The organism is Paraburkholderia caledonica (genome assembly GCF_000383275.1).
Classification (GTDB): domain Bacteria; phylum Pseudomonadota; class Gammaproteobacteria; order Burkholderiales; family Burkholderiaceae; genus Paraburkholderia; species Paraburkholderia caledonica.
Genome location: NZ_KB911049.1, coordinates 70,982 through 82,705, shown reverse-complemented (window position 1 = coordinate 82,705; position 11,724 = coordinate 70,982). Strand labels below are relative to the sequence as shown.

Genomic DNA, 11,724 nt, shown 5'->3' with positions numbered 1-11,724 from the left:
CAGCGGCACGCGATTCGCGTCGCGCGAATTGGGCGTCAAGCTTGCATTGTGTGTCGATGTTCTCGCCATTCATGCAGATTAGACCGCCGGGATGGATTCGAAAATTGAAATATACTGACTCAGTCATTTAACAGAATTAAACCATGAGTACCGTTCTCGACATCGATCTGCTGCGGACCTTTCACGCTGTTGCCCGGCTGGGACGCTTTCGCGCGGCGGCAGAACTGGTCAACAGGAGCCCCGCGGCCGTGAGCGTCCAGATCCAGCGCCTCGAGGCTATCGCGGGCGGGCGGCTCCTCGAACGGGACAATCAGTCGGTCACGTTGACGGCGCTCGGCAAGCGGCTTCTGTCCAGTACGGGCGAGGTGCTTGCGGCGCACGATCGCGTTGTGGAAGACATCAAGGGGAAGAGACTGGCCGGCCGGGTCATATTCGGCATACCGGATGAATACGCTGCGCATGTGATCCGCGATATCTTGCCGGGTTTCGCGACCAGTTGGCCCAACGTGGTTCTCGAAGTCAAGACTGCACCGAGCTTCAAGCTTCGCGATCAGATCAGTCGCGGCAAGCTCGATCTGGCGATAGTCGTTCAGCCCGCAAAGGAAAGCAGGTCTGCGGATGTACTGACCGTGACGACGCCGGTTTGGGTCGGCAGCCCGAGCTATGTCGTCGATGACACCCGTCCGCTTCCGTTGGCGCTTTATGCGGAGCCGTGTCCTTATCGTGCAGCAATGACGAGCTCACTGCAGTCAGCAGGAAGGAAGTGGCGGGTGATCCTCGACAGCGGCTCGACTCAGGTGATCAAGGCTTGTGTCGAATCCGGTCTGGCCGTGACACTTCTCGACCGCGCACGGGTCAGCGCCGATATGCGGGTGCTCGACGGCCTGCCGCAGATTGAAGACCACGATGTGGTTCTGATGCGCGGCGATAGGGGCCGCACAACGGAGGCAATGGAACTCCTCGCAACCACGCTGCGGCAACGATTCAGACTTTAACGAAGGCACTCAGCACAACAGGCATCACAACATGTTTTTCTCGGGACTTCTGGGTGTGCGCCGTTATGGCGATTGCGGCGCACACCTATCCACGATCGATCAAAGTTCAGGCTTCAGCCGATACAACTCCGGCACGAGCGCGAGCAACAGACGCTTCGCGGAAAAGAGGCGAGGCGAGATATGAGTGGCGACGTACCATGTCGCTGCCACGTTCATGCTTCGCAGTTTGAAGTCGGGGCCGACCATCGCGCTTGCGAAATGCAGATCGCCCAGCGTCTTGCCGATGATCTCCTGCTTGATCCTCGCGCGCGCCGGCGGATCGAGCGCAATGAACGACAGTTCCGACATTTCGTGAAGCAGCCGGTACATGCTGTTGTAATGGTGCAGCGTTTTCGTCGTGAACATTGTCGAATCCATTCGCAGGCGTCTTTTGAATAACGCCTGATTCAGCACGGCCACTTTGATACGTTGTTGCAGCAGCAATGCTGCGAAGAAGTGATTGTCTTCGTACACGATGCCTTCCAGGAAGCGGAGGCTTCCGATCGCCGAACGTCGCGTAATGAAGCAGCATGGCGATACGAAATAGCGTCCTTGCCGCAACGACTCGACGACGAACTCATCCGACCAGAACGTCGCGGTTCCGAGCGGCCGCCGGTAACCATTCACTTCCTGCTTGTACATGGGCGCGTCGTTCGGGAACACAGCAGCCTCGAACATGACGGCGTCGATCTCGGGATTGCTGAATTCCCGATGGCACACGCTCAACGTGTCGGTGTCGATAATGTCGTCGCTGTCCATGTAGTACACATAGGAGCCGGTCGCGAGCGAGGTGCCCAGATTGCGCGCCGCGGATTGCCCGCGATTGGGCTGATAGACATAGGTGAAACGCGGGTCGGTATCGCAATAGCGCTGCGCAATCGCGGCGGTGCCATCCGTGGAGCCGTCATCCACGATGATCGCTTCGAAATCCGTGAAGGACTGGCCGGCGATGCTTGCGAGCGCATCGTCGAGATAGGCCTGCACGTTATAAGCCGGCACGATGATGGAAAAAGCTGACATAGGGCACCTTGATTGTTTGATGAACCAGAACCGCACTCAACCCGCATCCGCGCCGCGTGGCTCCTGACCCGCTGACGGCGCAACAGGCGACCGACCCGCACCGCGCGAAGTGGGAGCAACGCCGCGAAAATACAGCCACACGAAGGCCACTGCGCCGACCACTTCGGTCAGGATTACGGCCACGATCGTCCCTTTGGCTCCGCCGTAGCGAGTGAGTGGAACGACATAGAGAAGATGCAGAACTGTTGCGCCGACAAACACATTGGTCAGTGAGCGCGCCCGTCCTTGCGCGAGCAGTCCCAGGTCGCCGAATACAACTGCCACGCTGATGATCGGCGGCAACACGGCCTCTAGTCTCAACAGAGGAATCGACGCGTGAAACTGCGGCCCAATCCACGTTTCGATGCCCCACGCCGCGAGCAACTCGATTCCAATAAAAAGGCTGATCGAAGTCGAGAACACGGCAAGCATTGCCATACGCATCAGACGCTGCGCGGCTTGAGGATCGGTCGCATGGTATTGGCTGATGCGTGGATAGAAAGCCTGGCTGATCACCATGAACATGGCTTGCGCCGCCACGCGGATCTTGTCCGCCATTGCGAACTGGCCGACTACTTCCGGTCCGTGAAAGTAATTCAGCAGAATGGAATTGAAGTTCACATAAAAGCTGATCAATACGAAAGAGAGAAAAAGCGGGAACCCGTCTTTCAGCGCCTCGACGATCTTTCTCGTGGATGTACCGACGAGTTTCACCAGTCGATTGCGATGGAGAATCCACAGCGCACAGATCGCGAGCAGCACATTGCCGAGACTCACACCAAGCGCGGCGAGCGCCGCGTCGCCCGGACCTCTTACTGCGAAGTACACGAAGACCAGTCCGACGAGCCGCGAAAGAAACGTCGGTAAAACTAGCGCGCGCATGCGCTCCAGGCCCTGGAACAACCATATCGGCGTGACGGCGTTGGCGACGATCCCGAGAAACAACGCGGCCAGCACGTCGGCATGCTCTCGCAGGTCCGGCACGAACAACACACCCGCAACGATCAGCACGAGTGCTCCCATGACGAGCACGAGTCGCGCAGCGGAAGTGCTCGTGTAGACCTCTGCCAAACCCCGAGGGTCGCCGCGGTTCACGGAGACGTGCCTCGTTGCCGTGAAGTTGAAACCGTAGTCGGTCAACAAGACCATGTATTGGGCAACCGCCTGACAATAGGCGAGGACCCCGAACTCTCTCGCACCGAGTACATGACCCAGGTACGGCAACATCAGCAACGGTACGATATAGTTGCCGCCCTGGATAAGAATGAGATAAAGCAGCGTCTTACGAATCGGAGTAGTCATAAAAATTGGTCTGATGCGATGTGGCTTTCCTCCTGCGCGAGCCGCTCTACAGGATCAGGTGACGCTGTGCGCGGAATTCGGTGGGCGACATGCCGTACCTTTCCTTGAAAAGACGGCCAAGCCGGTTGCCATCGCCCATTCCGCACCGTCGTGCAATCTTCCCGATAGGAACGTTGGTGGAACTCAGCATTGCGCGGACAACTTCAAACCGCGTGCGCAGCAGGTACTCCAGCGGCGTCATGCCGAACTCCTGCTTGAAGCGTCGCCGAAAATTACGCTTGCTCATCGCGGCAGATTCCGCTGCTTGTGCCACGGAAATAGGCTTGCTGTAGTTTTCTTTTATCCAGCGCGCCGACTCTCGAACCTTGCTCGTCGTGGTGAGCGACTTCGCGTCACCTTCGCGGGGCCTCGTGGGCTTGACCGCATTGGTCTGCAGGTCGAGCGCGACCTTGCGGGCAATCTGCGGGCCCAGGTCGCGCTCGATCTGGGCGACGGCCAGTTCAGCTGGTGTCGCACCGCTCGCGCGGGGTCCCGCAACCTCGTCGTCGAACAGAACGACGGGCACTGCCAGCCGCGACGCGTTTTTATAAACCACCGCGAGCTTCGAGCCTTGCGTAATGCGAAGCGATGCAATGGCTCCCTGACGGGTGATCCACGAATGCAGGCGATCGGTCGGCTCCGTTGTCACCGCCGAGTCGCGGCAGGCCACGAAGAACGCATGGAAGTCGCTGATGCTGTAATGATTAAGTTGTTCGGTGCCAATGCAAATGCCGCAGGAGCTGGTGACAAGGCCCCCCTGGTCGGACAATACCGTTAGACGGTAGGGCGCCTGCTCGCCCCGGGCGAGTTCCGCCGCGTTAGCCAGACGGAAAGCGTCCCCAATGGCGCCCGCGGTCGCCGTAAAGAAGTTCTGGGAAACGAGAAGGCCAATGTGCTTCGACGGTTGTGAGTAGTCGATTTTCTCATTGACACGCAAACTTGAGAATTCAACAAGATCCATCACGATTAGGGCTCCCAATATATTTATCAAATGCACATAGCCGGTCAGACGATAGCTGCATTGTAGTAACAGCTGATTCGACAAACTTCCGCCCAATCGGCGGCACAGCCGCCAATTGCTTGTCGCGCATCGCCAATACGCGGCCCTTCGAAACGCCGTCATTCACGCCGCATTGCGGCCCTGACAGCTGCTGCAATCGTCGATACGATCCGTAGCGGAATCATTACGATCGCCACGACCGCGAAAACGACAATCACCGCCAATACATAAACAGTTGCAAACCCAATCAATATCGACGTGAACGCGAACCTTTCGGCACGCGATGCCAACGGCAGATCACGCCAATTGCCGTGCGGCCCGCCTTCTTCCATGGCTACTCTCGCTCAGGCGGTACCTGTGCGGGCGCGGCGGCGGAATTCTGTTGGCGAGACCCTGAAACGTTTGCGAAATAGCTTCGCGAGCTGCGATCCATTGCCCATGCCACTGCGGCGCGCAATCTTGTCGACGGGCAAATCGCCCTCGGCCAGCAAGCGGCACGAGCGCTCGAGACGCGCTCTCAGCAAATACTCGGAGGGTGTCGTGCCGATCTGCTGGCGGAACCTGCGCAGAAAAGTCCGCTCGCTCATTGCAGCGGCTTGAGCGACCTCGGCGATCGAGATGTCGTGCTCGCAGTTTTCGGTGAGCCATTGCGCGGAAGCGTGGATTTTCTCGTCTTCCTTTTTCGGTGTTCCCGACTTTGCAGAACTTAAGGGACTTGAGTATGGAAAGAAGCTGATGCGTATTTCCGCAGGTCGCGCAATGACTGCGCCATGCTCTGTGTGGTCCAGGATCCATACGGGAGCAATTAAGTCTTGACAATCCAGAGTGGACCTGACGATAGACGCAAGCGTTGCATCCGTATCGGGCGCAATAAGCATTTGCAACTGATCGGTGCCACCGTGCGCGCGGCGGCGAATAGCCGCAGTACTTCCGGCAGCGACGCTTTCGAGATCGATTTCGTCGAGGCCGGCTTCAAGATCACGGCTCGAAACGATATCTATATGTGCATTCGTATTAATTAGACGAAGCACTTGTGCCGCATTATCCGTTGGTAGGAGGCAACTAGCGGGGCCGACTTTATTCATGCTGTCTCCTGTTGTTCAAGGTCTAACTATTTATTGGTTGAATGCCGGTCAGGTATGACAGTGCTTTATAGGGACGTGGGCGAAGAAGCGTCGAGGACGATGCTTACGCAATCTTTCTTCGCTGGGAGTTGAATGAAAGGATACGCTGTAAGGCTGGTTGCGTGCTCACCTAAATTCAGCCTCAAACAGCCAACCTTGGCTGACAACGCAGACGTGCGTTAAAACCTGCCGCTCAGTGCGGGAGAGCGAACGCCGAGGCGTTGAAAGTTCAACTTCATTGCCCTGAAAAAGCCTCTAGATCCGCTGAAAACGCGGCATGAAGAGAGTGTCATCCATAAACCTTAAAGAAATATGAGTAGGAAACCGAAGTAATTTCTGCCGCCGCATGGGTAAGCCAGGTATTACCCGATCGTGTCACCTTCCGACAACATCGGGTGTGTAACGGTCATTGCTTTCATTCCGTACACGGTGTACCGCTCAACCGGCGTCGGTGTGCAATGCAGCCTCCTTTGTGGCGCTGGCCGTCTCCGACGCAGGTAGCGGCAATTCATTTGCCGCTTCGAGTCCTGCGTATTTGCGGATCACGTTGCGGGTAATCTGCTGAACTACGCCATTGCTCTTCGCCGCGCTATCCATTAGCGCGCGAGCCCAGTCGGTCGTGCCTACGTTAAACACTTCTCCCACGCTGCGGCGACCGTCACGAAGCAACGGACGGAAGATGCCGATCGCGCCTGCTCCGCCCATCTCCCAGCCCGCAAGCGGATCTGTAATCGCCAGCGTTTCGAACGCATCGTCACTCCATTCGGGCGGGATGCCGTCGGCTTCATATCCGACGAGACGATCTTCCGCTCCAAACGTGTCATCCTTTTGCAACTGAGTACCGGCGAATATCCAATGTTCTGGCCGCTTGACGGTAAAGCCGACCGCTCGACGCTCGCATTTGACCCACCGGCGACGCCAGCGTGACCATGTACCCCAGTGGCCGCCGCCGTGCTTATAAGTCAGTCCTATCAGATTGCTTTCATTGCCGCTTACACGCGGATCGAGATCGATCCGCTCCTTGAGCACGTCCCAGTTGTCCGCGAGCTTGCGCATCTCGGTGAGCTGACCGGGCTCCGAGCCGACGAACCTCACGGGCCGATAACACGTATTGCCGCTGAAAACCGCAAGGTTTCCGCCTTGCGTGACGAAATACGCGACATGCGCGCGCATTTCTTCGCTCCAATACTCGTGGTGACCGACGCTCAGCATGCAGCGGTAGCGTGTCAGGTCGAGGGCCGTCGCGCTGTGAAGATCGAGATCCGTGTAGAAGTCGCAAGCAATGCCTTCCTTGCGCAGCCATCGGATGAACTTGGCGTCCCAATGTGCGAACTGCTGACGGGTCGAGCGCGTATCGTACGGATCGACTGGTTCGCCGAGCCGTGCACCTAGCCCGCCGCCGGGGCGATGCAGGCTGACTTTATTCGCTGCCCGATAGCGGTGGACGCGATCGTCATAGAAGCTGCCGCCGCCCGTCGAGTTGTACGCGTGATAGGTAGCCGTAGGCACGATGTACGCAAGAGCCGCCGTCGGATTGCGCGGACGCGCGATTACTAACGCCATGCTGTCGCTGTCGGGGCGTGCCGCGAATATCGGCCGATGCGCGGCGCACGACTGCCCAAGCTCGTGAACGGGCTTGCCGTCGGCATCGACCTCATAGGCGATCGCTACATAGGCGCCGGTCTCCAGGTCCGTCACGTTCGGCCGGATTGTGATTGTCGGCCAGTTCCAGTCCTCGTCGAAGCGCATCCGCACGTTATTGCCCGTGGATTCGAACAAGTACTTGCCGTCCTTCAACGTGGCCGTTACACCGTTTTTGCCTTCGACAACAACGCCGCACAGACTCGTCAGCGAGTCGTCGTCCTGTTGCTGATAAAGAGCAACGCTAAAGCGCGTGTTCGGCTGCACGGCGAGTTCGAAGCACGCTCCCGCCGTAAAGCTCGGATTGATCGGATAAATCTGCATGCTTGCTTCCTCGCGCTATCAAGCCGGCGTTGGCCGGCTCAATGAATTTCAATTACATGTGCGGCGCACGTTCGTCGTCATGCATCCGTTTGCTTGTACACACAAACTGTCGACCCTTCTGTGCGCTACGCCTCATTCGACAGTGACCGACTTCGCCAGATTGCGCGGCTTGTCGACGTCGGTGCCGCGCGCGCAGGCCGTGTGATAAGCAAGCAGTTGCAACGGCACCACGTGCAGGATTGGCGACAAACAGCCGTAGTGGTTCGGCATGCGGATTACCCTTAGGCCATCTTCGCTCGCAATCCGCGAATCCTGATCTGCGAATACATACAATTGGCCGCTGCGGGCCCGCACTTCCTGTATGTTCGATTTCAGCTTGTCGAGCAGTGCGTCGTTGGGGGCGATCGCTACAACCGGCATCTGGCTTGTCACCAGCGCGAGCGGTCCGTGCTTCAACTCGCCGGCCGGATAGGCTTCGGCATGTACGTATGAGATCTCCTTCAGCTTCAAAGCGCCTTCCAGAGCGATTGGATAGTGCAAGCCGCGCCCGAGAAAAAGCGCATGCTCGGTCCGCGCGAATGCTTCGGCCCAGGCAATGATTTGCGCTTCCAGCGCGAGGACGCTGTTCAGGCGTGCCGGCAACTGATGCAACTGGTCCAGATACTCGGCCTCCTGAGCCGCCGGAAGGCGCCCTCGCTGCTTACTGAGCGTAAGCGCCAGCAGAAACAATGCGACCAGTTGTGTCGAAAATGCTTTCGTCGATGCCACGCCGATTTCGGGTCCGGCACTCGTCAGATGCTGGAATTGCGCCTGGCGCATCATCGTGCTGCTTGCGACGTTGCAGATAGCCAGCGTGTGCCGGTGTCCCTGCGATTGAGCATGTTTCAGAGCCGCGAGGGTATCCGCCGTTTCGCCCGACTGCGACACGACCACAACTAGCGTATGAGGATTGGCGACACTGCTGCGATACCTGTATTCGCTGGCGACTTCTACCTGCGTCGGTACTTTGGCAAGCGATTCGAACCAGTACTTTGCGGTCATGCCCGCGTAATAACTCGTGCCGCACGCGACGATCAGCAATGAGTCGATTTCGCGGAAAGCGTGCCTTGCGCCGGGTCCGAATAAGTCAGCCGAGATCGAATGGACTGCCTCAATTGCGTCCGCAATCACGCTGGGCTGCTCAAAGATCTCCTTATGCATGTAATGCCGGTAAGGGCCGAGTTCCACCGCGTGGGTGTTCGAATGTTGGAGCTTGACTTCGCGCTGGACGGTATTGCCGCGTTGATCGACGACCCGCACGCCGTCCAGCGTCAATTCCGCCATGTCGCCTTCTTCCAGATAAATGAACTTCTCGACCGTACCGGCGAGCGCCATTGCGTCAGACGCCAGATAGTTGCCCTGGTCGCCGAGTCCGACGACGAGCGGCGAGCCCGCGCGCGCGCCGATCACGCGGTGCGGGTCATTTCTCGCGAATACCGCAATGGCGTATGCGCCATGCAGCCGTGCAAGCGCATGGCGCACGGCCGAAAGCAGGTCGCCCGAAGACTCCTTCTGCCAGGCGTGATGAATCAAATGAGCGACGACTTCTGTATCCGTATCCGATTCGAAAACGTAGCCGAGTACTTTGAGTTCTTCGCGCAGCGACTCGTGATTTTCGATGATGCCGTTATGCACGATGGCAATTTCGCCGCTTGAGAAGATCGGATGTGCATTCCTTGCGACGGGCGCACCATGAGTGGCCCATCTTGTATGTGCGATACCGATCATTCCGGACAAGTTTGCCTGCGCAACTTCTGCGGCGAGATTCGCAACGCGCGCAACACTTCGCACGCGCCGTAGCGCGCCTTGCTGAAGAACGGCAATACCGCACGAGTCGTAGCCGCGATATTCGAGGCGTCGTAATCCCTCGGTCAACATCGAAGTCACATCGCGCCGATCCACTGCTCCTACGATTCCGCACATGAAAAGCCCCTTGTTCGCAGCGGTTCAAACACCAACGGACTGAACTATCAAGTCTGTTGCATTGCAACCAAGCATAGACACCGCAGTGCAAACCGCGTTGAGCGCGGCGCGAAACGTTGAACCGTTGTCCGGTAAATAAGCACGCACCTTTCACGCGCAACAAACATGAAACATAAGCATGCTATTTCGTCATTGAACAAATGATATCGATGCTATCGTGAAATGCTTGTTAAACGGTGAGAATGCGTCGCACTACCGCATTTACCCTTTAAGGAGCGATCGAACATGTATGCGATTACCGGTGTGACAGGGCAGGTTGGCGGCGCGGCGGCACGCGCTCTATTAGCTGCCGGACATGAAGTGCGCGCAGTCTTGCGCGACGAGAAGAAGGCCGCGCAGTGGGAGGAGCGTGGCGCCCAGGTGGCGATCGCATCGTTTGAGGACGCCGAAACGCTCGCCGCAGCCTTTCGCGGCACGGCAGGCGTATTCGTGATGATGGCGCCGAACTTCGCGCCGGAGCGTGGTTATCCAGGTGCACACGCCGGAGCCGCTGTACTCAAAGCAGCGCTGACACAGGCGCGGCCTGAGCGCGTTGCGGTATTGTCTTCGGTTGGCGGCCAGCGTGTGTCCGGCCTTGGCCTGATCACGCAGGTTCATATTCTCGAAGAGGCGCTCGCTGACCTGCCGTTGCCCACCGCCATCATGCGGCCCGCCTGGTTCATGGAAAACTCGCTGTGGGACATCGCGCCGGCTCGCGACACGGGCGTCATGTCGAGTTTTCTGCATCCGCTCGAGCGCGCGTATCCGATGGTCGCGACGGCCGATATTGGCCGTGTCGTCGCAGATACGCTTGCACAGTCCTGGCAAGGGCGGCGCGTGATCGAGATCGAGGGCCCGCAGCGCTACACGCAGCACGAAATCGCGGCGCTTCTTGGGCGGGTACTAGAGCGTGACGTGAAGGCGCAAGCGGTGCCGCGCGATCAATGGGAAGCGCGGTTTCAGGCGCAAGGCACGGCTTGGCCGGCGCCGCGCATTGAAATGCTCGACGGCTTCAACTCGGGCTGGATCGATTTCGAGCCAGGCGTAAACGAGCATGTAGTGGGCAACACTGCCTATGAGACAGTGGTCGCCGAACTCGTCAAGCGCGCTGGCTGATCGGTTCGAAAGGTTGCCAACGCAAACGGCGAAGAGCGCGGCGCAGTGTGTCAACGTCGCGCGGTGACGCGCTATTCGCACTGCGTTAATTCACCCTGAATGTCTGTGCGCCAACGCTCATTGGCAATCAGAAAATTGACTGGCCCGTATAGGTCGTCAACCATTCGAGTGCAAGAACTCCGGCCAGTGAATTGCCATTTGCATCGAGCCCTGGCGACCACACGCACACTGCCATTTCTCCGGGCAATACCGCGACGATTCCGCCGCCCACGCCGCTCTTGGCGGGCAGGCCGACGCGGTATACGAAATCGCCGGCTGCGTCGTAAGTACCGCACGTTAGCATAAGCGCGGAAAGACGTTTCGCGGAACTGGTGTCCAGAATGCGCTCGCCAGTGGATGGCGCCACGCCATGATTGGTCAGGAACAGTGCTGCCTTCGCGAGTTCAACGCAGCTCATGGAAATCGCGCATTGACGGCAATATGCATCGACCACAACTTCCGGCGCCATTTCCATATTGCCGAAACTGGCCATGAAATGCGCCATGGCACGATTGCGGTGGGCGTGCTGCAACTCCGATTGGGCGACGCGCAGATCGTAGTCGATGCTTGCTTCGCCTGTTAAGCGCCGCATGAATTCGACAAGCGCGGTTTCGGCCCGAACGAAGCGCCGGCACAGCACGTCGGTCACGATCAATGCGCCCGCATTGATGAACGGATTGCGCGGCTTGCCGTGCTCCGCTTCGAGCTGAACCAGAGAATTAAACGCATTGCCCGACGGTTCTCGACCGACACGTTGCCACAACTCGTCGCCAAGCAGCCGGAACGCCATTGTGCAGGCGAATAGCTTCGAAATGCTTTGAATGGAAAAGCGCGTGTCTGCTTCGCCGATCGTAAATACTTCGCCGGATGGCGTGACGATCGCCATGCCGAAGCTGTCGGCGGGGACGGTCGCCAGTTGCGGAATGTAATCGGCGACTTTGCCGGTGCCGAGGAAAGGCCGCAAGTCGCGATGGATCTGTTCGAGGATGGATGCGTAGTTCATGAGGCTCAACCCTGTGGAGCCGCGATTCTACTGGCAAGCATC

Annotated in this window: 10 protein-coding genes; 2 read left to right on the top strand and 8 right to left on the bottom strand. The window is 58.3% G+C overall.

Annotated elements, in window-relative coordinates; translation table 11 throughout:
- Window positions 1-143: 143 nt before the first annotated feature.
- Window positions 144-995 (top strand): LysR substrate-binding domain-containing protein, encoded by an 852-nt coding sequence (locus tag H281_RS0130540; protein ID WP_020070926.1) that lies wholly within the window; start codon window positions 144-146, stop codon window positions 993-995.
- Between the two features lie 99 nt (window positions 996-1,094).
- Here H281_RS0130540 and H281_RS0130535 read toward each other — a convergent pair whose 3' ends face one another.
- The 7 genes from H281_RS0130535 to glmS form a co-directional block, all read right to left on the bottom strand.
- The gene (locus H281_RS0130535) at window positions 1,095-2,054 is read right to left on the bottom strand and encodes a glycosyltransferase family 2 protein (RefSeq protein ID WP_020070925.1); all 960 of its coding nucleotides are present in this window, start codon (window positions 2,052-2,054) and stop codon (window positions 1,095-1,097) included.
- A gap of 36 nt (window positions 2,055-2,090) precedes the next feature.
- Window positions 2,091-3,395, bottom strand: a complete 1,305-nt coding sequence (locus tag H281_RS0130530; protein ID WP_020070924.1) for a flippase — start codon at window positions 3,393-3,395, stop codon at window positions 2,091-2,093.
- A gap of 46 nt (window positions 3,396-3,441) precedes the next feature.
- A complete protein-coding gene (locus H281_RS35500) occupies window positions 3,442-4,395 on the bottom strand; it encodes a GlxA family transcriptional regulator (protein WP_020070923.1) in 954 nt (317 codons plus the stop codon).
- Window positions 4,396-4,553: 158 nt separating this feature from the next.
- Complete coding sequence (locus H281_RS0130520) at window positions 4,554-4,766, bottom strand: hypothetical protein (protein WP_020070922.1); 213 nt, start codon at window positions 4,764-4,766, stop codon at window positions 4,554-4,556.
- A gap of 12 nt (window positions 4,767-4,778) precedes the next feature.
- Entirely contained in the window at window positions 4,779-5,519 is a 741-nt protein-coding gene (locus H281_RS0130515; RefSeq protein WP_027805082.1) for a helix-turn-helix domain-containing protein, read from the bottom strand.
- Between the two features lie 477 nt (window positions 5,520-5,996).
- Window positions 5,997-7,523: a N,N-dimethylformamidase beta subunit family domain-containing protein gene (locus tag H281_RS0130510; RefSeq protein ID WP_020070919.1), complete on the bottom strand. Its 1,527-nt coding sequence runs from the start codon at window positions 7,521-7,523 to the stop codon at window positions 5,997-5,999.
- A 132-nt stretch (window positions 7,524-7,655) separates the two neighbouring features.
- Window positions 7,656-9,485 carry a glutamine--fructose-6-phosphate transaminase (isomerizing) gene (glmS, locus tag H281_RS0130505; RefSeq protein ID WP_027805081.1) on the bottom strand — a complete coding sequence of 610 codons (1,830 nt, stop codon included), beginning with the start codon at window positions 9,483-9,485 and terminating at the stop codon, window positions 7,656-7,658.
- 285 nt (window positions 9,486-9,770) lie between these two features.
- Between glmS and H281_RS0130500 the strand changes: the two genes are divergently transcribed.
- Window positions 9,771-10,640 carry an NmrA family NAD(P)-binding protein gene (locus tag H281_RS0130500; protein ID WP_020070917.1) on the top strand — a complete coding sequence of 290 codons (870 nt, stop codon included), beginning with the start codon at window positions 9,771-9,773 and terminating at the stop codon, window positions 10,638-10,640.
- A 127-nt stretch (window positions 10,641-10,767) separates the two neighbouring features.
- Here the strand turns inward: H281_RS0130500 and H281_RS0130495 are convergent, their stop codons facing one another.
- Window positions 10,768-11,682 carry a glutaminase gene (locus H281_RS0130495; protein ID WP_020070916.1) on the bottom strand — a complete coding sequence of 305 codons (915 nt, stop codon included), beginning with the start codon at window positions 11,680-11,682 and terminating at the stop codon, window positions 10,768-10,770.
- Between the last annotated feature and the right edge of the window lie 42 nt (window positions 11,683-11,724).

Excerpts from the sequence above, each read along its gene's own strand:
- H281_RS0130540 (WP_020070926.1), top strand. The coding sequence starts at position 144 with ATGAGTACCGTTCTCGACATCGATCTGCTGCGGACCTTTCACGCTGTT.
- H281_RS0130535 (WP_020070925.1), bottom strand. The coding sequence starts at position 2,054 with ATGTCAGCTTTTTCCATCATCGTGCCGGCTTATAACGTGCAGGCCTAT.
- H281_RS0130530 (WP_020070924.1), bottom strand. The coding sequence starts at position 3,395 with ATGACTACTCCGATTCGTAAGACGCTGCTTTATCTCATTCTTATCCAG.
- H281_RS35500 (WP_020070923.1), bottom strand. The coding sequence starts at position 4,395 with ATGGATCTTGTTGAATTCTCAAGTTTGCGTGTCAATGAGAAAATCGAC.
- H281_RS0130520 (WP_020070922.1), bottom strand. The coding sequence starts at position 4,766 with ATGGAAGAAGGCGGGCCGCACGGCAATTGGCGTGATCTGCCGTTGGCA.
- H281_RS0130515 (WP_027805082.1), bottom strand. The coding sequence starts at position 5,519 with ATGAATAAAGTCGGCCCCGCTAGTTGCCTCCTACCAACGGATAATGCG.
- H281_RS0130510 (WP_020070919.1), bottom strand. The coding sequence starts at position 7,523 with ATGCAGATTTATCCGATCAATCCGAGCTTTACGGCGGGAGCGTGCTTC.
- glmS (WP_027805081.1), bottom strand. The coding sequence starts at position 9,485 with ATGTGCGGAATCGTAGGAGCAGTGGATCGGCGCGATGTGACTTCGATG.
- H281_RS0130500 (WP_020070917.1), top strand. The coding sequence starts at position 9,771 with ATGTATGCGATTACCGGTGTGACAGGGCAGGTTGGCGGCGCGGCGGCA.
- H281_RS0130495 (WP_020070916.1), bottom strand. The coding sequence starts at position 11,682 with ATGAACTACGCATCCATCCTCGAACAGATCCATCGCGACTTGCGGCCT.